Source organism: Pseudomonas sp. SIMBA_067 (assembly GCF_046534675.1).
GTDB classification, from domain to species: Bacteria; Pseudomonadota; Gammaproteobacteria; order Pseudomonadales; family Pseudomonadaceae; genus Aquipseudomonas; species Aquipseudomonas putida.
Genome location: NZ_JAWRYH010000006.1, coordinates 46063 through 68974 on the forward strand (window position 1 = coordinate 46063; position 22912 = coordinate 68974).

Sequence of the window (22912 nt, forward strand, 5' to 3'; positions counted from 1 at the left end):
GAAAAGTCCCGGCCTTTGAAGTTGTCATTGTAAAGGCAGACGCCTGCCAGGAAATTCTATTCCCGCCGATGGAATAAGTTTTTCCCTGCCGCGTCGTACTGGCACCTTCACCAAACCGGACGATGACCATGAACTCACCTTTGCACGGCCCGGCGAAAGCCGTGCGCCTGGCTGCAATCGGCGCCGTGATGCTGGCCGCAGGCGCCGGCTTTGCCTACGCCGCCGGCTGGCTCGGCGAAAGCCGGCTGACGCCACAGCGTATCATCGACACCTTCGAGGCCCAGGCCGGGCATTACCCAGGCTACCGGAAGAACCATGCCAAGGGCCTGTGCGTCAGCGGCTACTTCCAGGCCAGCGGGCAGGCCGCCAACCTTTCTACTGCGCGCGTCTTCAGCCAGGCACGCGTGCCGGTAACCGGCCGTTTCGCCATTGGCGGTGCCAACCCGTTCGCACCGGACACCGGCATACCCGTGCGCAGCCTGGCCATTCAGCTGAGTACCGACGACGGGCAGGTTTGGCGCACCGGCATGAACAACCCGCCAGTGCTGGCAATCAGCACACCGCAAGGGTTCTACGAGCAAGTGCTGGCCAACACGCCAGACCCGGCCACCGGCAAACCGAACCCTGCCAGCCTGCAGGCGTTTTTCGCAGCCCACCCGGAGAGCGCGGCGTTTCGCCAATGGGCGGCGGGCTATAAGCCCAGCAACAGCTTCGCCAGCACCCAATACCACAGTATCAACGCCTTTCACCTGATCGACGCAGGCGGCACGCGCCACCCGGTGCGCTGGCAGCTTGAGCCGCAAACCGCGTTTGCCGCGCTGCCCACCCAGATCGATGACAAACAGTTTCTACAACACGACCTGCAGCAACGCTTGGCCCAGGGCCCTTTGCGCTGGACGCTTCGCCTGGTGCTGGCCGAACCCGGCGATGCGGTGGACGACCCTGCCCGGCCCTGGCCCGCCGAGCGGCGCAGCGTAGACGCCGGCACCCTGGTGCTGGAACAGGTCAACGCCCCTGAGCAGGGGGCATGCCGCGACCTCAACTTCGACCCGTTGATCCTGCCCCGAGGCATAGAGGCATCTGCCGACCCGATCCTCGCCGCCCGTTCGGCTGCCTACTCGGAATCGTTCAACCGCCGCAGCCGTGAATCGCTCAGCACCGGAGCCCGCCCATGAAACCCGAAGCCTTCCACCCTTTCGCCCGCCTGCTGCACTGGCTGATGGCCGTGCTGATCCTGGCCATGCTGTTCATTGGGGTGAGCATGGTTGCAGACCTGTCGCTACGCCACCCTGTACTGATCGGGTTGCACAAGGCCACCGGCCTGGCACTGCTGGTGCTGGTAGTGCTGCGTATCGGGGTGCGCCTGGCCGTGCCTCACCCACCCTTGCCGCGAGACCTGCCAACCCTGCAGCGCTGGGCCGCCGGGGCATCGCACTTGCTGCTCTATGGCCTGATGCTGGCCATGCCGCTACTGGGCTGGGCCATGCTGTCGGCTGGTGACTACCCTCGCCCGCTGGGCTTGCCCGCCATCGCCCCGCACAACCTGCAACTGTATGCCGTGTTGCGCCTGGCACACGGCTGGGCCGGCTACCTGCTGTTCGCCACGGTGCTGGTGCATGTGGGTGCAGCCTTGATGCACGCGTGGGTGCGCCGCGACGGCGTGTTGCGTAGCATGTGGCCTGGCCCCCTGCGCCGCAGCGAATGACCTGCAGCAGCCCGGGGCATTCGACAGTCAATAATCGTTCTTAATAAGATCGGCTTTCTATTTGCCTTACTGCCCTGGACTGCCCTATGAACGTCGCAAAGGATCCTGCAACCCTGAAACCTGCCAGCACCCTGGACTTGCGTCCGCTGCTGCTGGCCAACATGGCCTGTACCATGTCGATGATGGCCTTCGTCGCCCTGATCGGCCCGATTGCCCGCCAACTCGGCATGGCCACCTGGCAGGCCGGCGCTGCCGTGACGGTGGCCGGCGTAGTCTGGGTGCTGCTGGCCCGGCCCTGGGGCCGTGCGGCAGATCGGCTGGGCCGGCGACGTATCCTGTTGCTGGGGACCGCCGGCTTCACCCTGGCTTACTGGCTGTTATGCCTGTTTGTCGAGGGCGCGCTGCGCTGGCTGCCGGGCGCGACCGCAGCGTTCATCGGGCTGATGGTCGCACGCGGCTGCATCGGCGCCTTCTATGCTGCAATCCCGGTAGGCTGCAACGCGCTGATCGCCGACCATGTCGAGCCGCAGCGGCGTGCCCGGGCCATGGCTTCGCTGGGGGCGGCCAACGCGGTCGGCCTGGTAGTAGGGCCGGCACTGGCGGCGCTACTGGCGCGGCATAGCCTGAGCCTGCCTTTCCATATCATGTCGCTGCTGCCGGCCAGTGCCTTTCTCGTGCTGCTGTTCACCCTCAAGCCGCAGGCGCTACCCCACAACCATGCCCCGAGCCCGGTGCGTTTGAACGACCCACGCCTGCGCCGGCCCTTACTGGTAGCGTTCAGTGCCATGCTCAGTGTTACCGTGTCGCAGATCATTGTCGGCTTCTTTGCCCTGGACCGCCTGCACCTGGGCCCGGCAGAAGCTGCCCAGGCCGCCGGCATCGCTTTGACCACGGTGGGCGTGGCACTGATGCTGTCACAGGTACTGCTGCGCAAACTGGAATGGCCGCCACTGAAAATGATCCGGGTAGGCGCTACGGTTTCGGCCCTGGGCTTTGCCTGCGGCTCGCTCGCGACCACCGCACCTTGGCTATGGGGCTGCTACTTCGTCGCGGCCGCGGGCATGGGCTTTGTCTTCCCGTCGTTTTCAGCGCTGGCGGCCAACGCCATGCACGCCTCCGAGCAAGGTGCCACAGCCGGTTCCATTGGTGCGGCCCAAGGCATGGGCGCGGTGATCGGTCCACTGGCCGGCACCCTGGTCTATGCCCTCGATCCGCGCCTGCCATTTCTGGCCGTGGCCGCGCTGTTGCTGCTGGTAGGGCTATGGCCGATGCCGCGCGACCAGCGTGCCTGAGAAGCACAGCGCGCAAGCGTGCAGAGTGTGTTTTAATGCGCATCGCTCATTATTTTTTACACCTCTGATTACAAGGCGGCTATGGACACGGGGACGCGACTCAAACTGGTGCGTGAACGCAACAACCTCTCCCAACGGGAACTGGCCCGCCGCAGCGGGCTGACCAATTCGACGATCTCGCAGATCGAGCAGAATCGCGTCAGCCCTTCGGTCAGCTCCCTGAAAAAACTGCTCGAAGGCATTCCCATGAGCCTGGCGGAGTTCTTCAGCTTCGACGAGCCGGTGCGAGAAGAGCGCTTTGTGTTCCGCGGCGGCGAGCAGCCCGATCTGGGCCGTAACGGCTTGCGCATGCTGCTGGTCGGCGCCAGTGTCGAGGGCCGGCAGATGCGCATGCTGCGCGAGCTGTATGCACCGGGCGCGGATTCCGGCGAGCCGATCGTGCATGCCGAGGGCGAAGAATGTGGCCTGGTCACTCGCGGCACCGTAGAGCTGTGGGTCGATGGCCAAGTCAGCGTGCTCAGCTCGGGCGACGGCTACTACATCCCCACTACCCTGCCGCACAGCTTCAAGAACATCGGCCCGGACGAGGCCGAGATCATCAGCGCCAACACGCCGGCGAACTTCTGACCTTGACGCGCAGCGCTTCGCTAAACACCCGGGCCATCTACCAGAGCCTGCGCAACGCGGCCCTTGGCGTGCATCACCTTGAGGTGAGTGCACGCCGCGATGGCGGTTTGGTCGATGTCGACATCCAGGGCTGGCAGATGACGCTGGCCCTCGATCCCGAAGGCCTGGCGCATTGCATCAGTTGCCAATCCCCTGACGGCCAGCAGGCCGGGACCGAGGACTGGCAGCGCTACGGCACCAACCCGGTCGACCTGCTCAGCCTGTGGGAACGCACTCAGCTCGAGAAGCTGCTGGCCCGCTGACTTAACGCCTCCTCGACAAAGTCCAGGCGGTCCTGCCCAAAGAACATTGCCTCACCTACAAAGCAGGTCGGCGCGCCAAACACGCCGCGTTCGACGGCCACCTCGGTCGCCTGCTTGAGCGCTGCTTTCACTTCAGGGTCAGCCGCCAGCGCGTGAAACGCCTGCGGGTCGAACCCTGCCTGGCTCAGTGTTTTATCCAGAACGGCGCTATCGCTCAGGTTGCAACGCTGCACCCACAGCCCATTGAACAGCACCGACAGCAACGCCTCCAACCGCTCTGGCGAGCGCAACTGGGTGCCCATCACCCCGCGCATCAAGGCCAAGGTATTGACCGGAAACCCCGGCGGCAGCCCGAACGGTACCCCATAGCGCGCGGCAAAGCGTGCCAGGTCGGTGAACATGTAGCGCCCCTTGGCCGGGACCATGGCCGGCGAAGCATTGCCGGTAGCCTGAAAAACCCCGCCCAGCAGCATTGGCCGGTAATGCAGCGTGGCACCCTGGCGGGCACACAGGCCTGGCAGTTGGGTCCAGGCCAGGTAGCTGGCCGGGCTGCCCAGGTCAAAAAAGAAATCGACAGTCTTGTGCATGGTTACGGTCCTTGCGTGGTGAGAGGGGCTTACCAGCGTTCCATCCAGGGGCGCAGGTCCAGTTCGAACGTCCAGGCGTCTCGGGGCTGGGCGTGCAGAAACCAGTAGCTGTCGGCAATGTGCGCCGGGGCGAGGATGCCGTCCTGGTCCTTGAGGGCATAGCGCTCGGGGAAGCTGTCGCGGATGAAGGCGGTGTCGATGGCCCCGTCCACCACCACATGCGCGACATGGATATTCCGTGGCCCCAACTCTCGCGCCATGCTCTGGGCCAGGGCGCGCAAGCCGTGCTTGGCCCCGGCGAAAGCCGCGAAACCTGCTGCACCCCGGGTGCCAGCGGTGGCGCCGGTGAACAGGACCGTGCCGCGCTCACGCTGGACCATGCGCCGGGCAACCGCCTGAGCGGTAAGAAAGCCGGCGAAGCAGGCCATTTCCCAGATCTTGAAGTACTTGCGCGGGGTTTCCTCAAGGATGCTGCAGGGGACATTGGCGCCGATATTGAAAACAAACGCCTCGATCGGGCCGATATCGCGCTCGATAGTATCGACCAGCGCTGCCACCTCCTCCTCCTTGCGCGCATCGGAGCCAAAACCATGGGCCTGGCCGCCAGCAGCGCGGATTTCCTCCAGCAGCGGTTGCAGCTTTTCTGCCTGCCGCCGCGTCACGCAGGCAATGTAGCCCTCCCGGGCAAAGCGCTTGGCAATCTCGCCACCGGTGGCGTCGCCCGCACCGATCACCAGCACTACTTTTTGTTGTTCTGACATGCCTGCCTCCATTGGTGAATGATCGTTTAGTAAACGAACGCTATGTTATGATCCCCGTCATCGTCAAGCCCGCCTGCAGAGGCAAGTGAATGCGTTATTCCAACGAACACAAGCAGCAAACTCGCGAACGTTTGCTGAGCAGCAGCGGTGCGCTGGCCAAGCGTGGGGGCTTTTCCAGCACTGGCGTCGCCGGGCTGATGAAGGCAATCGGCCTGACCGGCGGCGCCTTTTACAACCACTTCCCTTCCAAGGATGACCTGTTTACCGAGGTGGTACGCCAGGAGCTGCACAACAGCCCGCTGGCCCGCCTGGCCACTCAAGGCGCCAGCCGCGAGCGCCTGGGCCGCTGCCTGCAGCAGTACCTGAGCCTGGCCCACCTGCACAATGCCGAAAGCGGCTGCCCGCTGCCGCCGCTGGGTGTGGAAATCGCCCGGGCCGCAGCACCGGTGCGCGAAGAGGCCGAGCACTGGCTGGTCGACCTGCACCAGGCCTGGAGCGCAACGCTGGAGGATGATCAGCTGGCCTGGGTGCTGATCAGCCAGTGCGTAGGTGCATTGATGGTCGGGCGCATGCTGGCCACTGAACATGTGCAGTCGCAAGTGCTGGACGCAAGCCGCCAGTTTGTCGAAAAGGCCCTGCATGAAGTGGGTTAGCCTGCTGCTGGGCCTGACGCTGGCGCTGCCCGCGCTTGCCGAACAAGCCTGCCCATCCGGGCAGTATCAAGTGTGCCTGATGGGCTGTTTTTGTGCGCCGATAGACCCTGGTCAAGCGGGCCAGATTCTAAAGGATGTGGAGGTCATGGCCTCGTCCAGCCTCACGTTCGCCTTGCGCCAGGCCAGGGATGAGGCCACCGCCAGCGGCGTCGAGCCGATCCCGCTGCATATCCGTGCGCAACTCGAACCCTGGTACGACTTTGCCGTGCTCGATGCGGCGCGCTTCCGGGTGGGTGACGAACAGCAAATGAGCGCGGCCAACGCGCTGCTGCAGAACCCCGACGTGAACGCCGTGACGCTGATCGACACGATCATCTTCCGCCGGGCCGGCGATGCCGAGGACAACGTGGCCCTGTGGGCGCACGAGCTCAAGCATGTACAGCAGTACCAGGAGCTGGGCGTGGAGGAATTTGCCCGACGCTATACGCGCAACTATGACGACCTGGAGGGGCCGGCCTACAAGATCGAGGCCGAAGTCGGCAAGGCGCTGCGCGAACGCGCTTCGGGGCAGGCCCACTGATATCAGTTACTACGCGATCCCTGTGCAGGAGCGCATGCGCTCAGGACGCCGCCGAGGCCTCTTCAGCGTCCTGCTCACGGCTGGCATAACGCTGCGCCAGCACCGCGCAGACCATCAGCTGGATCTGGTGGAACAGCATCAGCGGCAGGATCATCGCGCCAATACCGCTGCCCACGAACAACACCTGGGCCATGGGCACGCCCGTAGCCAGGCTCTTCTTGGAGCCGGCAAACAGAATGGTGATGCGGTCCTCAAGGTCGAAGCCCAGTGCCTTGCCAAGCACGCGGGTGCCAAACAGCACCACCGCCAGCAGGATCCCGCACACGACGAACAACCCGGCCAGGTGCTGCGGCGATACCGTGTGCCACAAGCCCGTGACCACGGCTTCGCTGAAGGCGGTATACACCACCAGCAGGATTGAACCCTGGTCCACCACCTTGAGCCAGCGCGCATTGCGCTTGACCCAGGCGCCGATCCAGCGCCGCGCAATCTGCCCGGCAACGAACGGTACCAGCAGTTGCAGGGTGATCTTCAGCACGGCATCCAGGCCAGAACCGGTGTCACCACTGGCGCCCAGCAACATCATCACCAGCAAGGGGGTCAGGAAGATGCCCAGCAGGCTGGATGCCGCCGCGCTGCAAATGGCTGCTGGCACGTTACCGCGGGCCAGCGAGGTGAAGGCGATGGCCGACTGCACCGTGGCCGGCAAGGCGCACAGGTAGAGCACGCCCAGGTACAACTCGTTACCCACCAGCGGCACGAACAGCGGCTTGAACGCCAGGCCAAGCAGCGGGAACATCACGAATGTGCAAGAGAACACCAGCAGGTGCAGGCGCCAATGCCCGGCACCGGCAATGATCGCCTCGCGCGACAGCTTGGCGCCATGCAGGAAGAACAGCAGGCCGATGGCCAGGTTGGTCAGCCAGCCGAAATACACCGCACCATCGCCCGAGCAAGGCAGCACGGTGGCGATCAGAACGACCCCGAGCAAAGCCAGGGTGAAATTGTCGAATAACATCCGCAAATACTTCATCACAGTGTCCGTCTTGTCATTGTGCAAGGGCAGACGATAAGGTCTACGGCTTTTCGGCGCTAACGCCGGAACCCCCATCGGTATCGCTCAACGGACACGTTCCGCAAAAGGACCCGCTCATGCCCCTCTCCCGCCCGGCCGCGCTAGCGGCTGTCATCGCACTGGTTCTGGGCCACACCGGCGCCCAGGCCGACGACCAGTTGCAAGCCAAGGTCGACCAGATCATCCGCCCGTTGATGCAGGAGCAAGGTATCAGCGGGATGGCCGTGGCGATCTACGCACGCGACCATGCGCACTATTTCAGCTATGGCGTGGCCAGCAAGGCCGACAATGTGCCCGTCAGCCGAGACACCCTGTTCGAGATCGGGTCGCTAAGCAAGACCTACACCGCCACCTTGGCCGCGCTGGCCAGCGCCGAGGGCAAGCTGGACCTTGACGCCCCGGCCAAGCGCTACCATCCGGCACTGGCGGGGGCGCCCATCGGTGATGCGACGGTGCTGGAACTGGGCGCCTACAGTGCCGACTGCCTGCCCTTGCAGTTCCCCGATGCGGTGCAGACACCGCAGCAAGTCGTCGATTTCTTCCGCCACTGGCAACCCCGTGCCAAACCCGGCACCCAGCGCTGCTATTCGAACCCCAGCCTTGGCCTGTTCGGTGACCTGGCCGCCCGCGCGCAGCATCAACCGTTTTCTACATTGATGACCGAGGGCCTGCTGGCTAAAATGGGCCTGAAAAACACCTACCTGCACGTCCCGGCCAGTGCTCAGGGCCTTTATGCCCAAGGTTACGACGCCGCCGACAAACCGGTGCGCGTCGGCCCCGGCCCGTACGCCGACGAGGCCTACGGCATCAAGACCAGCGCCAGCGACCTGCTGCAGTACGTGCGGCTGCACATGCAGCCGCAGGGCCTGCCACCGGCACTTGCAAAAGCAACCGCCATTACCCAGCAGGGCTACTTCCAGGTCGGCAGCATGACCCAGGGCCTGGGCTGGGAACGTTATCCCTACCCAGTCACGCTGGGTGCCCTGGTAGATGGCAACAGCGCGCGGATGATCCGTGAACCGCACGCAACCACGCGCTTGCAACCGGCCCTGCCGCCGCTGCCAGCGGCCTGGTACAACAAGACCGGTGCAACCAACGGTTTCGGTGCATACGCCGCCTTTGTGCCCAGTGAAAAGCTGGCAGTGGTGTTGCTGGCGAATCGCAATTACCCGAACGAAGAGCGGGTTCGTGCAGCCTTCGAGATACTGTCCGGGCTGTAGTGCGAGCAGCGATTGTCGAACAAAACGACAGAAATGTAGTGCGCAAAAAAATTCACTACAAAACCATTGACGCCTCTCATCGCCCTTGTGCATGATGAAGCCGTCTCCCTGATCGGGAGCGGTGGCAAGGGTGTTCCAGACGGCTTGCGCGGTAACGCAGGCCGTCCGTGGAGAGGGAACTGTCCAAAAGGCAGCGTGAGAAAGCCCCTGTTGCGATGCTGCTGTAGCAGCGTTGGTAGTGCGCTACACCGTGTTAGCGCCAACTGTGAAAATCACCTACGAATGGGTAATGGGGGCTTTATGATGAACTTGAACAACAATCCGACTATCGATCAACTGGCGCAGCTGTTCGCCGTACGCAAGGACAGCCTTGACGATCACTTGCTGTGGGTCAGCCAAACCGGTGAGGTGCGGCTCGACCGCCTGCCACCGAACACGATCGAAGATGAATTTGAAGAGCACCTGCCCAGCATGCGTGCCCGCTTCAAGGTCTACCGCCGTGGCCAAGGCTACGTCGGCAAGAAGGCCGCCGCCGACACCGAGTTCGTTGGCCGCGTCCTGCAGACCCTGCAACAAGAATGGCCCGCCGCCCGTGAGCGGCAGGCAGTCAAGGTGATCGAACCGCTCAACTGAGGGTTCTCACCCTTAAGCAAGCCCGGCCCGCATAGGCCGGGCTTTTTCATGCCTGGCGCCGCTGGCGGCGGCTTTGCGGCAATGGCAAGGCTCCGGTAGCCATCGCACGGGCGCGGTCGACACCCCACACCAGGGCGCGGGTCATGGTCTCCCCTGGCCGCGCAGGGTAGTACTCCTCCAGCAATGCCCGCCCATCCCCGGCATACAACCCCAAAAACAGCTGAGTCGCCCCCAGACGTGACAAGCGCACCTGCACATCCAGCGTGGTGCCGTCACTGAGGACTTCGTCGTGGCTGCGGCTGTGCAATTGGGCGTCGGCCCACTGCCAATAAGTCTGTTCCCTGACGCGCATGAGCATTCAATCCTCCGTTGCTGGAATGCCCCGACAGAAAACCACAACCTCACCCAGCCGGCGAGCGCAACCCGGCAATGCCATGAGGCGGATCAATAAAGCGCAATAAAAACCCCGCCATTGGGCGGGGTTATGTACGGGGGCGGGATCACTTCTTCAGCGGAACCCGCGGCATGAAGCGGCCTTTTTTACTGCGTTGCAGATGTGCAGGCTGGAGCTGTTCGGAATCATCCAGCGTCATGTGGGCGAACCCCAGGCGGAAGGCCGCCTGGCCGCAGCGCACTTGGCTGTTGATGGGGAACGCATCGTTCAGGTCTTCGAAAAAGGATTCGCTCATGCCCTGTCTCCCTCCAGTGGCAGTCGCGCCGGCAACCAGAAGAGTCGCCCAGAAAACGCGGCCTGTGAAAAAGAGACTAGCTGGTCATTTGCGGACCACCCGGACAAGAGCTTTGCAGCCGACCAGTGGCAGACTGCTCTACTTCAGGCGCACCGCTGTGCCGGTGGCAAATACCACCACCATGCCGCCCTGCACTGACGGCATGCTGATCTCGAAATCCACACCCACTACCGCGTCGGCGCGCAACTGCAGTGCCCGCGCCTTGAGTTCTTCGGTGGCCTGCTCGCGTGCTTCACGCAGGGCGCTTTCCAGGGTTTGCGAGCGGCCGCCGAAAAAGTCGCGAAAACGCGCAAAGAAATCGCGTACGAAGTTGATGCCCTGCACCGATTCGGAGCTGACCACGCCCAGGTATTCGGCAATCGGGCGCCCTTCGAGCTGGCTGGTGGTGGAAATGATCATGAAAGCGCTCCGTCGGCCTGGATAAAGAGGCCGATTCTAACAGAGCGCCGAGCACCCTATTTGCGCGGTTTACGCGCTGACTGCCCGCAACCTTTGCCCGATACGCGCGCCGAACACGTTCACCAGCAACCCCGCCATCACCAGCAAGGCGCCCCAGCCCTGGATGGCGGTCAGGCGTTCGCCCAGCAACAGCGCCGACGAACTCAAGCCAATCACGGGTACCAGCAGCGAGAACGGTGCCACCTTGCCGGCCGGGTGGCGCGACAGCAGCTTGCTCCACAGGCTGTAGCCGAGCATGGTGGCGACAAAGGCCAGGTACACCAGGGCCAGCACCGAGCTCCAGCTGATGTTGGCCAGTGCATGGCCGATCCGCTCCGGCCCTTCCAGCCACCAGGACAACGCCAGGAACGGCAGTGGCGGTATCAGCCCGCCCCAGATCACCAACGCCACCAGGTCAACCGAGCCAAAACGCCGGGTGATGATGTTGCCCATGCCCCACATGGCACCAGCGCACAAGGTCAGTACCAGTGCCAGCAGGGGCACATGGCCGCCATCTTCGCTGCCAATCAACGCCAGGCCGCTGGCCGCTACCAGCAGCCCCAGCACACTGGCCACGCGCAGCCGTTCACCGAGAAACAGCGCGGCAAAACCCAGGGTAAAGAATGCCTGAGACTGCAGGATCAACGAGGCCAGCCCAGGCGGCATGCCGCTGTACATGGCCTGGAACAGGAAGGCAAACTGACCCAGCGAAATCGTCGCGCCGTAGGCGATCAACCAGCGCCAGGGCAGTTTCGGCCGCTTGACCAGCAAGATTGCCGGAAACGCCACCAACAAGAAGCGCAACGCCCCCAGCAACATCGGCGGCAAGCCATCGAGGCCTACCTTGATGACCACGAAGTTGACTCCCCAGGCGACGATCACCACCAGGGCGATGAGCAGGTCCTTAAGCGGCATTGCAGCGTCCTTCCTCAGGCTTTATATACATATTTCGTTACAGCATAAGATGATTCCCTCAAATGGGACCATTACAGTTGCGGCCAAGGGTTGCGCAACAGTGACTGTTCCTGGCCGCTGGACGGAGTTCAATCCTGATAACCAGGCGCTACCCGCTCCAGCATCCGCAACAACGCCGCCCACGCCAGCTGCAGCGCATCCGGGTCGGTCAGCTCACCCTGCTTCAACTCCCTCCCCGGCGCGTTGAACTGCCGCTCGGTATGCGCGCACACTTCAGCCGGCGGCAGTATCAGTTGCCCGGCACTCTGCGCTGCCAACTGGATCTCACAAGCCTTCTCCAGGTAGTACATGCGCAGGAATGCTTCGGCCACGCTACCCCCGGTGGCCAGCAGGCCATGGTTGCGCAGGATCATCACCGGCTTGTCGCCCAGGTCGGCAACCCACCGCTGCTGCTCGTCCATATCCAGCGCGATACCTTCATAGGCGTGATAAGCCACTTGGCCGTAAAACTCCATGGACATCTGGTTGACCGGCAGCAGCCCGCACTCCAGCGCAGCGACCGCGCAACCTGCACGGGTGTGGGTGTGCAGCACGCAGTGGGCGTCCTCGCGGGCGGCATGAATGGCGCTGTGAATGACGAAGCCAGCCGGGTTGACCGGGTGCGGCGAAGGTTCGACCGGCCTCCCCTGCAGGTCAATCTTCACTAGGCTGGAGGCCGTGATTTCGTCGAACAGCAGGCCGTACGGGTTGATCAGGAAGTGATGCTCCGGCCCTGGCAGGCGCAGGGATATGTGGGTGAAGATCAGGTCGCTCATGCGAAAATGCGCGATCAGCCGATAACAGGCGGCGAGTTCCTGGCGCAGGCGCTGCTCCGTTGCGTTCATGGTCGATATCTCTGTAGATGAAGTGGCCTGAAACTACTTGCTCGCCCAAGCATTGAAGCGCTGTTCCAGCTCTTCGCCATGGTCGACCCAGAATTCCACATTCATCGCCAGCGCCCCTTGCAGGTTCTGCGGCGCAGTGGGTACCCAGCTGGCCAAGGCCGGGTCCAGCCTGGCAGCTGCCTGGGTGTTGGTCGGTCCATAGGGAATCTGCTGCACATAGCGCACCTGGGTATCAGGCTGGTTGGCATAGGCAATCAATCGCTTGGCCTGGTCGACATGCCGCGAGCCTTTGATGATGGCCCAGTAGTCCATGCCATACAGGCTCCCAGGCCATACCACGGCCAGCGGGCTACCTTGTTGCGCCGCTACGGCGATGCGCCCGCTGTAGGTCGAAGTCATTACCACATCACCTGCAGCCAGCCACTGCGCAGGCTGGGCGCCCGCGTCCCACCACTGGATATAGGGCTTGAGTTCGCTGAGCTTGGCGAACGCACGCTCGACCCCGGCCGGCGTCGACAGCACCTTGTAGACCTCCTCCACCTTCACCCCATCGGCCAGCAGCGCGAACTCCAGGTTGTACACCGCACGCTTGCGCAGGCCTCGCTTGCCCGGGTACTTGTTCACGTCCCAGAAGTCGGCCCACGAGGCCGGTGCCTCAGCCAGCTTGTTGCGGTCGTAGGCGATGGCCACGCTCCACACCAGCGCAGCCGAACCGCAGTCCTGAGCTGCATCGGGGATCAGCTCGGCGCCATGGCCCAGGCGCTGCCAGTCAAGGTGTTCGTAGACCCCCTCTTCACAGCCGCGCATCAAGTCAGGCCCCTCGATCTGCACCACGTCCCAATCGACGTTGCCGGTGTCGGCCATCACCTGGATTCGCGCCATCTCGCCGTTGTATTCGCTCTGGATCAGCTTGCTGCCATCCTGGGCACTGAAGGGCTTGAAGATGGCCTCATCCTGGGCCTTCTGGCCGGCGCCGCCATAGCCCACCACGACCATCTGCGGCGCGGCATGCGCGCTGCCCAGGCCAAGGGCAAGCAACGTTGCGCATAGGCCAGGAACACGGGGTATTACCTGCATCGTAGCTTCCTCCTGCCGGTGCCCCAAGGGCCCGTTTTCTTGTTGTTGTGAGGTCACACCCTCGCGGTGAGGGTGAACAAAACCTAGTCGCGCACCAGTAAAAAAACAAGTTGATTTTTTACTGGAGCTACACTTTCATAAACAAAACAAGAACAACACCGCACTGGAGCCGCCTGTATGCAGACCGCCTTCCCTCACCTGTTCGAAGCCTTGCAGCTGCGCGGCAAACGCTTGAAGAACCGCATCATGTCCACCGGCCATGACACCTGCCTGCCCACCGACAACCTGGTCAACGACAAGCTGATCGCCTACCAGCGCGACCGCGCAGCCGGTGGCGTCGGCCTGATCGTGCTGCAGGTTGCGGGGGTGCATGACAGCGCCCGCTACACCTCGCATGTGCTGATGGCCACCGACGATGCCTGCATCGACGGCTACCGGCAGCTTGCCGAGGCCTGCCATGCACACGGCACCGTGGTGCTGTCGCAACTGTTTCACCCCGGGCGGGAAATCATGGAGTCGGCGGACGGCCTGCTGGCGGTTGCCTACTCCGCGTCGTCGGTGCCCAACGAACGCTTCCGGGTGATGCCACGTGCACTGGACCAGCCGATGATCGACGAAATTGTCCAGGGCTACGCCAGTGCGGCCCGGCGCCTGCACCAGGCCGGGCTGGATGGCGTCGAGGTGGTGGCCAGCCATGGCTACCTGCCCGCGCAGTTCCTCAATCCGCGGGTGAACCTGCGCGGCGACGGCTACAACGGCAGCCTGGAACAGCGCCTGAGGTTCCTGCGTGAAGTGCTGGCCGCCGTGCGCGCCGCCACCGACGAGCAATTCATCATCGGCCTGCGCATAAGCGCCGACGAGCGCGACAGCCAAGGGCTGAGCGAGGATGAGTCGCTGGCCGCCGCGGTTGCCCTGCAAGCCCAGCTCGACTACCTGCACATCGTCGCTGGCACTTCGGCGTCCCTGGGCGGCGCCGTGCACATCGTCCCGCCTATGGCCATCGAGGCGGCTTACCTGGCCAGAGAAGCGGGAACCTTCAAGCAGCAACTGGACATTCCGTTGTTCGTTACCGGGCGCATCAACCAGCCCCAGGAAGCCGAACTGATCCTGGCCCGCGGCCAGGCGGATGTCTGCGGCATGACCCGTGCATTGATCTGCGACCCGCTGATGCCGAGCAAGACCGAACGCGGCCAGGTCGAAGATGTACGCGCCTGCATTGCCTGCAACCAAGCCTGCATCGGCCACTTCCATCGTGGCTTGGCCATCTCCTGCATCCAGCGGCCAGAAACCGGCCGCGAATTGCAATACGGGCAGCTGACGCCCGCCACCACGCCCAGGCGCATCCTCGTCGCCGGTGGCGGGCCCGCCGGCATGAAGGCCGCCGCCGTGGCCGCCGCCCGTGGGCACCTGGTAACGCTGTACGAAGCCAGCCCGCAGCTCGGTGGCCAGGTGCTGCTGGCCCAATTGCTACCGCGGCGCAGCGAGTTCGGCGGGGCCAGCACCAACCTGCAACGGGAAATGGCCCTGGCCGGCGTGGAAGTCGTTCGCAACACCCGGGTGGACCGCGCCCTGGTCGAGCGCGAGCGCCCCGACCTGGTCATTGCCGCCACTGGCGCTACCCCCTACTGGCCCGCGTTCGAGCGCATGGGTGAACTGCAGGTGGTGGACGCCTGGCAGGTGCTGCGCAATGAAGTGAAGCTGGGGCGTTCGGTGCTGGTGATCGACTGGCGCTGCGACTGGATCGGCCCTGGCATCGCCGAACGCCTGGTGCGCGAGGGGCACCAGGTGCAGTTGGCAGTCAACGGCACCCATTGCGGCGAGAACCTGCCGCTGTACGTACGCGACCAACTGGCCGGCGAGCTGCATCGCCTGGGCATCCCCATCACCCCTTATGCGCGCTTGTATGGCAGCGACGACAACACGGTGTACCTGCAGCACACCGCCAGCGGCGAACCGATGATATTCGAGGGCATCGACACCCTGGTGCTTTGCATGGGCCATCAGCCGGAAGACAGCCTGGCCAGCGAGCTGGCCGGCCTGGTAGAAGTGCGGCGCGTTGGCGACTGCCTGGCACCACGTACCGCGGAAGAAGCGATTCACGACGGCTTGACGGTTGCCTGGTCGCTCTGAGGCTGTACATACTGCGGCTTTTGCGATGGACCGACGTGCATGAGCCAACTCCCCCAGCCCCCCGCCAGCGAAGCCGGGGGCGCCGCACCGCAGTTCCTGGGCACCCGCATCCGCGGCCTGCGCAAGCGCCGCGGCATGACCCTGGCGGAGCTGGCCGCGCACAGTGAACTGACCGCCGGTTACATCAGCCAACTGGAGCGCAACCTTTCCTACCCGTCGATCCCGGCGCTGTTCAACATCGCCCGCAGCCTGGGTGTCACCATCCAGTGGTTTTTCGCCAGCGAAGCCACCACTGCACCAGAGGACCAGGGCTATGTGGTGCGGCGCAACAGCCGCCTGAGCGTGCACTATGAAGATGGCATCGTCGATCAACTGCTCACCCCCCAGCCCAACCGCCAGCTGGAGATCCTGCACTCGCGCTTCCCCCCAGGCACCTACAGCCAGCAAAGTTACAGCCATGAAGGCGAAGAAGCCGGCTACATCCTGAGTGGCAGCTTCGAGCTTTGGGTGGGCGAACGGCACTTCCAGCTGGGTGAAGGCGACAGTTTCAGCTTCTCCAGCCAGGAGCCCCACCGCTACGGCAACCCGGGCGAGGTGGATGCCGTGGTGATCTGGGTGATCACGCCGCCAACATTCTGAAGCACTCCTGCAGGCGTTCGTAACACCGTTGACCTGCAAGACGGTCTACCTTGTCCACCGAACTTGAAAAGGAGCACAACCATGAAGCAGATCCTGATCATTGGCGCGGGCTTTGCCGGCCTGTGGAGCGCACTCAGCGCCATCCGCCAGCTTGACCTCAACGGTAGCAAGGACGTCGAGGTCACCTTGCTCGCCCCCAAGGCCGAACTGCATGTGCGCCCACGCTTCTACGAGCCCAACGTTCACACCATGGCCGCGCCGCTGCAGGACCTGCTCGATGCCGTCAACGTTCGCTTCGTGCAAGGCACGGCATTCCACATTGATGAAGCGGCCCGCCGGGTCAGCTACCGTACCCGCAGCGGCACCCAGTGCGCCCTGCCCTACGACCGCCTTATCATGGCCTGCGGCAGTGTGCTCAACCGGCCTGACATGGGCGGTATCGAGCACGTTTTCGACGTCGACAAGATCGACAGCGCTGCGCGGCTGGAAAGCCATCTCAAATCGCTGGCCAGCCTGCCCGACACGCCGGCGCGCAATACCGTAGTGGTGGCCGGTGGCGGTTTTACAGGTATCGAGACGGCCACCGAGCTGCCGGCACGGCTTCGGGAAATCCTCGGTGAGGACGCAGCGTTGCGTGTGGTAGTCATCGACCGCGGCGCCAGGATGGGTGCTTCGTTGGGAGACGGCATTCGCCCGGCCATCGAACAGGCTTGCGAGGCGCTGGGGGTGGAGTGGGTGTGCGGTGCCACAGTCGCTTCGGTTGACCCAGTCGGTGTGTTGCTGGACAACGGCCAGCGCATCGACGCCAATACCGTGGTGTGGACGGTGGGCTTCAAGGCCAACCCGCTCACCGAACAGATCAGCGGCGAGCGTGACCGCCTGGGGCGCCTGCACGTGGATGGCAACCTGAAGGTCAAGGGCAATGATGCGGTATACGCAGCCGGTGATGTGGCCTATGCCGCCTGCGACGAGCTAGGCAATTACGCAGTGATGTCCTGCCAGCATGCGATTCCGCTGGGGCGCCATGCAGGCAACAATGCCGCTGCCGAGCTGATTGGCGTGGCACCCATGGCCTACAGCCAGCCCAAGTACGTGACGTGCCTGGACCTGGGCGCCTGGGGCGCGGTGTATACCGAGGGGTGGGAGCGTGCGGTGTCGCCACCGGAGGACAAGGCCGAGGCCAAGGTGCTGAAGGCGCAGATCAATACACAGTGGATCTACCCGCCAGCGGCCGATCGGGCAGTGGCACTGGCAGCTGCCGACCCAACCATCCCGGTCGCCTGAAACGGCCTCATCGCCGGCAAGCCAGCTCCCACATGTACTGCGCATGACGCGAAGTCGATGCGTACGGTATGGGAGCTGGCTTGCCAGCGATGAGGCCCTGACAGGGCAGATAATGAGGTTCAGGCAGCAGCAAACAGCTCGTTGGCAATCTGCGCCTGCGCAGCATCAATCGCCTGGCTACGCTGCTCCGGGCCATAGGCCAGGCCATGGGCGCGGACGATTTCCAGGTCGGTCACACCAATAAAGCCCAGGAACACTTTCAGGAAGTCTTCATGCCCGGCGCCAGTCGGCTGGCCAGCGTGCAGGCCACCGGCGGTGGACACCAGCACCACTTTCTTGTTGCCGCACAGGCCTTCCGGGCCCGCTTCGGTGTAGCGGAAGGTCTTGCCGGCAACAGCAACGCGGTCGATCCAGGCCTTGAGCTGGGTCGGCACGGTGAAGTTGTACATCGGCGCACCAATCACCACGGCATCAGCGGCCAGGAACTCTTCCAGGGTTTCCGCGCTCAGCTTGGCTTCGAACGCCTGGGCTGCATCGCGCACGTCTTCAGGGGTACCTGCGGCCACCAGGGTGGCGGCAGAGAAGTGCGCGATGGCGTCGGCGGCCAGGTCGCGGTACACCACCTCCACGCTCGGGTCGGCGGCCTTCCAGGCTTCGACCACTTCACGGCTCAGCTGGCGGGAGGCGGAATTGTCGCCCAGGATGCTCGAATCGATATGCAACAGTTTCATGGGACTCTCCAGTGATTGAAGACCGCAGCGTTGGGCGATCACGATGGAGAGAATCCTACCGGGATGAGTAATGGCTGATAAGCCGGCAAAAATGCGCTAGTTTGTCCCACAGATGGAACAGTGAGACATTCCCATGCAAGACCTCAACGACCTTTTCTACTTTGCCCGCGTGGTCGAAGCCGGCGGTTTCGCTGCAGCCGGGCGCCAGCTGGGCATCCCCAAGTCGCGCCTGTCACGGCGTATTGCCGAACTGGAGGAACGCCTGGGCACCCGCCTGCTGCAACGCACCACACGGCAACTGAAACTCACGGCGGTGGGCGAGCGCTACCTGCACCACTGCCAGGCCATGCTGCTGGAAGCCGAAGCCGCCGATGAAGCCGTAGCCAGCATGAGCAGTGAGCCGCGCGGGCGCTTGCGGGTGTCTTGCCCGGTGGCGCTGGCGCATGCCTTTCTGCCGGATGTGATCAGCCGCTTTCTTGCCCAGTACCCGCTGGTGCAGCTAGACATGGTACTGCTCAACCGCCGGGTCGACCTGATTTCCGAGGGCATCGACGTCGCGCTGCGCGTGCGAGACCTGGGTGATGAAGACCCCGCCCTGGTTACCCGTCGCCTGCGCCAGGCGCAGATGCAACTGGTGGCCGCGCCCGGTTTCGCCGACCACATCCGCGAACCGGGCGAGCTGGCGTCATTGCCGGTGCTGGGCGCCGCCGAAGCAGACCGGCTGGTGCACTTCCGCCTGTTCGGCCCCCAAGGCAAACAGCAGGAAATTGCCCTGGAGCCACGGTTGGCCATCGATGATTTCGTGGTACGTAACGCTGCTGTACGGGCTGGCCTGGGCTTCACCGCGCTGCCCAGCATGTTCTGCGAAGAAGAACTGGAACGCGGCGAACTGGTGCGCCTGCTGCCAGATTGGTCACTGCCAGGCGGCTACCTGCAGGCGGTGTACCCGCATCGGCGCGGTGTATTGCCCGCGGTGCGGGTATGGATCGATCACCTGGCGGCCTCATTCGAGGCCTGTGGAGAGCGGTATGTCTGACAGGAAGATGAGCGAAGCCCAGGTGGCAGCGTTTTGCCTGAGCCTGCCGGGTGCACGGGAAGACTACAAATGGGGCGGCATTCGGGTGTTTTCGGTGGCGGGCAACAAGATGTTCGCGGTGCTGGACCTGGCAGGTGCGGGGCTGTCGTTCAAAGTGGCCGATGAGCTGTTTCTCGGCTACTGCGACCGCCCAGGGGTGCGGCCTGCGCCGTATCTGGCGCGGGCGCGGTGGATCAGCATGGCGCTGCCCTACCCCATGGGTCGTGATGAGCTGTGTGATTTGCTGCAGCGCTCGCACCAACTGGTGGTGCGGCGGTTGCCTAAGCGGTTGCAGGTGGGTTTGTTGATCTAGTCAGCCTGTACAGGCTTCTTCGCGGGCTTGCCCGCGAAGAGGCCGGTACAGGTAAAAATCAATTGAAGGGCAGATAGCGCCCCTCAAAAAACAGCCAGTCCGCCCAGAACACCTGATGCACCAGCACAATCCCCCAGAACACCAACTGATACGAAACCTTGCGGGTCTTGTGCCGAAACAGCTGCTGTGCCAGCAAGGCCCCAGGCCAGCCACCCAGTAATTCACTGGCGTGCAGCACTTTCTCGGGTGTACGCCAGGCCTGTGTACGCGCCTGCTGCTTATCCTGCCAATACAGCAACAGGCTGATCAGGCTCATCGCCGGGTACAGCGCCAACGGCCACCAGGCTTCATCGTTCCAGGCCATGCGCGCAGCACCCAGGCCAGGCAACAGGCAAAGCAGGCCCAACAGCAGCAGCTTCAGGCGCACATTGCGTACGCCTTCACGCTGCCCGCGCAACGCCTCAGCCATGAGCTGTGGACCAGTCAACCCAGCCGAACTGCCAGGTCGCCAGAATCAGCAGGCCGAAGACAATGCGATACCAGGCAAATGCGGCGTAGCTGTGGTTGGCAATGAACTTGAGCAGCGCACGCACAGCGATCATGGCGAAAATGAACGAAGTCACGAAGCCAATGGCAAACACCGGCAAGTCGCTGGGCTGGAACAGGTCCCGGTACTTGTAGCCCGAGTACACCGCCGCACCGACCATGGTCGGCATCGCCAGGAAGAACGAGAACTCGGTCGCCGCTTTGCGCGACAGGCCGAACAGCAGGCCGCCGATAATGGTCGAGCCGGAGCGCGAAGTGCCCGGGATCATCGCCAGGCACTGGACAAAACCGATCTTCAGCGCATGGCTCCAACGCATGTCGTCCACATGGTCCACCTGCACGCTGTGGTCGCGACGCTCGGCCCAGAGCATGATGACCCCACCCACCACCAGCGCCGTCGCCACGGTGATCGGGTTGAACAGGTACTCGTGAATCAGGTCGGCGAACAGCACCCCCAATACCACCGCCGGCATGAACGCCAACAGCAGGTTGCCGGTAAAACGCCGTGCCTTGGGCTGGCTGGTCAGGCCGAACACCACTTCGAGAATCTTGCCGCGAAACTCCCACACCACTGCCAGGATCGCCGCCAGCTGGATAATGATGTTGAAAGCCATGGCCCGTTCGCCGCCAAAACCTATCAGGTCGGCGACGATAATCTGGTGCCCGGTACTGGAAATCGGCAGAAACTCCGTCAGCCCTTCAACCACGCCCAAGATGATTGCCTGGAAGGCAGTCCAAAAATCCATCATTCCCCCGGATTGGAGCGCTGCTTGGTGCAGGCCCCTTGTTCTTGATTTGCTTGAAATTGCCGCACGCGGCCCGGCTGTTTTACAGCGACTGTTGGGCGCAACGCCAGTGGAAAAGTTCACGGTGGCTAAAGGTTTCATCTTGCGCGGCCGAAATCCTAGCAGAGCGCCTTTGCATTCGCTTTACGAGACCTGCTGCAGACTATTACTAAGATATCACTTAGCCATTAGTCGAGTGGGGCCCTGGCGCAAAGGATGCTTGGATGCACCTCAATAAAAAGAACAATGCGGGAGCTCGTGGATGAAGACTCTGAGATCGATGTCGATCAGCCGTCGGCTGTGGCTGATCCTGGTGGTGGCAGTGGCCATGCTGGTGGTGCTGGGCCTGCTGATGCTGCGCCAGATCCACGGTGACCTGTACCAGGCCAAGGCGGAAAAAACCCGCCACGTGGTGCAGACCGCGGCCGGTGTACTGGCCTATTACCAAGGGCTGGAGGCGGCCGGCACACTCAGCCGCGAAGCCGCCCAGCAGCAGGCGCTGCAAGTGGTGCGGGCGCTGCGCTACGACCACGACGACTACTTCTGGATCAACGACCTGGGGCCCAGGATGATCATGCATCCGGCCAACCCCAAGCTCGACGGCCAGGACCTCTCGGCCATTCGCGACCCTGACGGCTTTGCCGTGTTCAACGAGATGGTCGCACTGGCCCGCCTGCAGGGCGCCGGGCCGGTCAACTACCGCTGGCCCAAGCCCGGCGCCAGCGAGCCAGTGGCCAAGACTTCCTATATACAGCTGTTCAAGCCCTGGGGCTGGATCATCGGATCTGGCGTGTACGTTGATGATGTGCAGGCCGAATTCGCCCGCCAGCTGCGCGACGCCTCACTGGTGGGCGTGGGCATCGCCCTGCTGATGGCGCTGGTGGTCTTGCTGATTGCCCGTAGCATCGCCCGCCCCTTGCAGGAGGCCGTGCAGGCCATGGGCAACATTGCCAGCGGCGAAAGCGACCTGACCCGGCGCCTGGACACCCATGGTCGTGACGAAATCACCCACCTGGGCGAGCACTTCAATCGCTTCAACGGCAAGCTGCAAGGTGTGGTCGGCCAGCTGAAGGGCGCCGCCCACGCATTGGCCCAATCCGCCGGGCATGTGGGTGACAATGCGGGTGCCGCACAACAGCACAGTGCCCAGCAATCGCTACAGATGGACCAAGTGGCCACCGCCGTGAACGAGGTGACGTACGCCGTGCAGGACGTGGCCAAGACCGCCGAACAGGCCGCCGGGGAAATGCGCACCGCGCAGCAGCAGGTAGCGCATGGTCAGCAAGCCATCCATGGCAGCCTGGCACAGATCGATCGGCTGTCGCTGACCATCGACCAGGCCGTGCAAGTGATCCGCGACCTGGCCGGGCACAGCACGCGCATCGGTGGCGTACTGGACGTTATCCGCTCCATCGCCGAGCAGACCAACCTGCTGGCGCTGAACGCAGCCATCGAGGCGGCACGGGCCGGGGAGCAAGGTCGCGGCTTTGCCGTGGTCGCCGATGAGGTGCGCCTGCTAGCCCAGCGCACAGCGCAGTCGACGGCCGAGATCCATACCATGATCGAGCACCTGCAAAGCCAGTCGGACGCGGCGGTCAAGGCCATCGACACCAGCAGCGAAGCCTCGCGCCAGACCGTCGAGCAAGCCCGCGAGGCCGGCGCCAGCCTGGATGCCATCAACCAGGTGCTGAACAACCTCACGGCCTTGAATGCATCCATTGCCAGTGCCACCTTACAGCAGGCGCATGTAGTCGAGGAGATCAACCGCAACGTGCTGGATACCGCCGGGCTGTCCCAGCAGACCGCTGACGCGGCGCGCCAATCGAGTGATGCCGGGGTGGCGTTGGGGCAGTTGAGCGAGGAGCTGGAACAATTACTGCGGCAGTTCCGGGTCTAGCCTTTGGACATCGA

General features: G+C 63.6%; 27 protein-coding genes. 15 read left to right on the forward strand and 12 right to left on the reverse strand.

The annotated features are described in order from the left end of the window. The first annotated feature begins 122 nt into the window (after nt 1-122). From SB765_RS14690 to SB765_RS14710, 5 genes are all read left to right on the forward strand, one after another. Nucleotides 123-1175: a catalase family peroxidase gene (locus SB765_RS14690; protein ID WP_410931505.1), complete on the forward strand. Its 1053-nt coding sequence runs from the start codon at nt 123-125 to the stop codon at nt 1173-1175. Further along, nucleotides 1172-1705: a cytochrome b gene (locus tag SB765_RS14695; RefSeq protein ID WP_016499998.1), complete on the forward strand. Its 534-nt coding sequence runs from the start codon at nt 1172-1174 to the stop codon at nt 1703-1705. The genes SB765_RS14690 and SB765_RS14695 overlap by 4 nt, the downstream gene beginning before the upstream one ends. An 86-nt stretch (nt 1706-1791) precedes the next feature. Then, nucleotides 1792-2997: an MFS transporter gene (locus tag SB765_RS14700; RefSeq protein ID WP_341795762.1), complete on the forward strand. Its 1206-nt coding sequence runs from the start codon at nt 1792-1794 to the stop codon at nt 2995-2997. 81 nt (nt 2998-3078) lie between these two features. Next, the gene (locus SB765_RS14705; RefSeq protein ID WP_016500000.1) at nt 3079-3624 is read left to right on the forward strand and encodes a cupin domain-containing protein; all 546 of its coding nucleotides are present in this window, start codon (nt 3079-3081) and stop codon (nt 3622-3624) included. A gap of 2 nt (nt 3625-3626) precedes the next feature. Next, nucleotides 3627-3926: a hypothetical protein gene (locus SB765_RS14710; RefSeq protein WP_341795763.1), complete on the forward strand. Its 300-nt coding sequence runs from the start codon at nt 3627-3629 to the stop codon at nt 3924-3926. On the opposite strand, the gene SB765_RS14715 is transcribed toward SB765_RS14710, so the two are convergent. Further along, the gene (locus tag SB765_RS14715; protein WP_341795764.1) at nt 3899-4513 is read right to left on the reverse strand and encodes a 2-hydroxychromene-2-carboxylate isomerase; all 615 of its coding nucleotides are present in this window, start codon (nt 4511-4513) and stop codon (nt 3899-3901) included. The two genes, SB765_RS14710 and SB765_RS14715, sit on opposite strands and share 28 nt — an antisense overlap. A 29-nt stretch (nt 4514-4542) precedes the next feature. Next, nucleotides 4543-5274, reverse strand: coding sequence for an SDR family oxidoreductase (locus SB765_RS14720; protein ID WP_410931506.1), 732 nt, complete (start codon nt 5272-5274; stop codon nt 4543-4545). A gap of 89 nt (nt 5275-5363) precedes the next feature. Between SB765_RS14720 and SB765_RS14725 the strand changes: the two genes are divergently transcribed. Beyond that, nucleotides 5364-5927, forward strand: a complete 564-nt coding sequence (locus tag SB765_RS14725) for a TetR/AcrR family transcriptional regulator (RefSeq protein WP_410931507.1) — start codon at nt 5364-5366, stop codon at nt 5925-5927. Beyond that, the gene (locus SB765_RS14730) at nt 5914-6507 is read left to right on the forward strand and encodes a DUF4157 domain-containing protein (protein WP_410931508.1); all 594 of its coding nucleotides are present in this window, start codon (nt 5914-5916) and stop codon (nt 6505-6507) included. The genes SB765_RS14725 and SB765_RS14730 overlap by 14 nt, the downstream gene beginning before the upstream one ends. A gap of 40 nt (nt 6508-6547) precedes the next feature. Here SB765_RS14730 and SB765_RS14735 read toward each other — a convergent pair whose 3' ends face one another. Continuing rightward, entirely contained in the window at nt 6548-7540 is a 993-nt protein-coding gene (locus SB765_RS14735) for a bile acid:sodium symporter family protein (protein ID WP_016500006.1), read from the reverse strand. Nucleotides 7541-7659: 119 nt separating this feature from the next. On the opposite strand from SB765_RS14735, the gene ampC reads away from it, so the two are divergent. Beyond that, on the forward strand, nt 7660-8802 hold the full coding sequence (gene ampC / locus SB765_RS14740; protein ID WP_341795766.1) for a class C beta-lactamase: 1143 nt from the start codon (nt 7660-7662) through the stop codon (nt 8800-8802). A gap of 300 nt (nt 8803-9102) precedes the next feature. After that, entirely contained in the window at nt 9103-9435 is a 333-nt protein-coding gene (locus tag SB765_RS14745; protein ID WP_016486521.1) for a hypothetical protein, read from the forward strand. 46 nt (nt 9436-9481) lie between these two features. On the opposite strand, the gene SB765_RS14750 is transcribed toward SB765_RS14745, so the two are convergent. The 6 genes from SB765_RS14750 to SB765_RS14775 all read right to left on the reverse strand — a co-directional run bounded on the left by SB765_RS14750 (nt 9482) and on the right by SB765_RS14775 (nt 13498). Then, the gene (locus tag SB765_RS14750) at nt 9482-9793 is read right to left on the reverse strand and encodes a hypothetical protein (RefSeq protein ID WP_016500009.1); all 312 of its coding nucleotides are present in this window, start codon (nt 9791-9793) and stop codon (nt 9482-9484) included. 142 nt (nt 9794-9935) lie between these two features. Continuing rightward, nucleotides 9936-10124, reverse strand: a complete 189-nt coding sequence (locus tag SB765_RS14755; RefSeq protein ID WP_003253897.1) for a hypothetical protein — start codon at nt 10122-10124, stop codon at nt 9936-9938. A 138-nt stretch (nt 10125-10262) separates the two neighbouring features. Beyond that, nucleotides 10263-10583: a YbjQ family protein gene (locus tag SB765_RS14760; RefSeq protein WP_016500011.1), complete on the reverse strand. Its 321-nt coding sequence runs from the start codon at nt 10581-10583 to the stop codon at nt 10263-10265. Between the two features lie 69 nt (nt 10584-10652). Further along, on the reverse strand, nt 10653-11537 hold the full coding sequence (locus SB765_RS14765) for an EamA family transporter (RefSeq protein ID WP_229609908.1): 885 nt from the start codon (nt 11535-11537) through the stop codon (nt 10653-10655). A gap of 128 nt (nt 11538-11665) precedes the next feature. Further along, nucleotides 11666-12421, reverse strand: a complete 756-nt coding sequence (locus SB765_RS14770; protein ID WP_341795767.1) for a class II aldolase/adducin family protein — start codon at nt 12419-12421, stop codon at nt 11666-11668. Between the two features lie 33 nt (nt 12422-12454). Then, nucleotides 12455-13498: an ABC transporter substrate-binding protein gene (locus SB765_RS14775; protein WP_341795768.1), complete on the reverse strand. Its 1044-nt coding sequence runs from the start codon at nt 13496-13498 to the stop codon at nt 12455-12457. A 177-nt stretch (nt 13499-13675) separates the two neighbouring features. Here SB765_RS14775 and SB765_RS14780 point away from each other — a divergent pair, with 177 nt between their 5' ends. The 3 genes from SB765_RS14780 (at nt 13676) to SB765_RS14790 (ending at nt 17551) form a co-directional block, all read left to right on the forward strand. Beyond that, the gene (locus SB765_RS14780) at nt 13676-15628 is read left to right on the forward strand and encodes an FAD-dependent oxidoreductase (RefSeq protein WP_341795769.1); all 1953 of its coding nucleotides are present in this window, start codon (nt 13676-13678) and stop codon (nt 15626-15628) included. 39 nt (nt 15629-15667) lie between these two features. Beyond that, entirely contained in the window at nt 15668-16267 is a 600-nt protein-coding gene (locus tag SB765_RS14785; protein WP_049277028.1) for a helix-turn-helix domain-containing protein, read from the forward strand. 81 nt (nt 16268-16348) lie between these two features. Continuing rightward, nucleotides 16349-17551 (forward strand): NAD(P)/FAD-dependent oxidoreductase, encoded by a 1203-nt coding sequence (locus tag SB765_RS14790; protein WP_410931509.1) that lies wholly within the window; start codon nt 16349-16351, stop codon nt 17549-17551. A 119-nt stretch (nt 17552-17670) separates the two neighbouring features. Here the strand turns inward: SB765_RS14790 and SB765_RS14795 are convergent, their stop codons facing one another. Continuing rightward, nucleotides 17671-18282, reverse strand: coding sequence for an FMN-dependent NADH-azoreductase (locus SB765_RS14795; protein WP_043196405.1), 612 nt, complete (start codon nt 18280-18282; stop codon nt 17671-17673). Between the two features lie 133 nt (nt 18283-18415). Between SB765_RS14795 and SB765_RS14800 the strand changes: the two genes are divergently transcribed. Both SB765_RS14800 and SB765_RS14805 read left to right on the forward strand, forming a co-directional pair. Continuing rightward, nucleotides 18416-19318, forward strand: a complete 903-nt coding sequence (locus SB765_RS14800) for a LysR substrate-binding domain-containing protein (RefSeq protein ID WP_016500019.1) — start codon at nt 18416-18418, stop codon at nt 19316-19318. Then, nucleotides 19311-19670, forward strand: a complete 360-nt coding sequence (locus SB765_RS14805; protein WP_016500020.1) for an MmcQ/YjbR family DNA-binding protein — start codon at nt 19311-19313, stop codon at nt 19668-19670. The genes SB765_RS14800 and SB765_RS14805 overlap by 8 nt, the downstream gene beginning before the upstream one ends. Nucleotides 19671-19728: 58 nt before the next feature. On the opposite strand, the gene SB765_RS14810 is transcribed toward SB765_RS14805, so the two are convergent. Next, complete coding sequence (locus SB765_RS14810) at nt 19729-20139, reverse strand: DUF1294 domain-containing protein (RefSeq protein WP_410910615.1); 411 nt, start codon at nt 20137-20139, stop codon at nt 19729-19731. Beyond that, on the reverse strand, nt 20132-20962 hold the full coding sequence (locus tag SB765_RS14815) for an undecaprenyl-diphosphate phosphatase (protein ID WP_049273419.1): 831 nt from the start codon (nt 20960-20962) through the stop codon (nt 20132-20134). Before SB765_RS14815 ends, SB765_RS14810 begins: the two co-directional genes overlap by 8 nt. Before the next feature lie 301 nt (nt 20963-21263). On the opposite strand from SB765_RS14815, the gene mcpP reads away from it, so the two are divergent. Continuing rightward, nucleotides 21264-22898: a methyl-accepting chemotaxis protein McpP gene (mcpP, locus tag SB765_RS14820; protein WP_410931510.1), complete on the forward strand. Its 1635-nt coding sequence runs from the start codon at nt 21264-21266 to the stop codon at nt 22896-22898. The last annotated feature ends 14 nt before the right edge of the window (nt 22899-22912 follow it).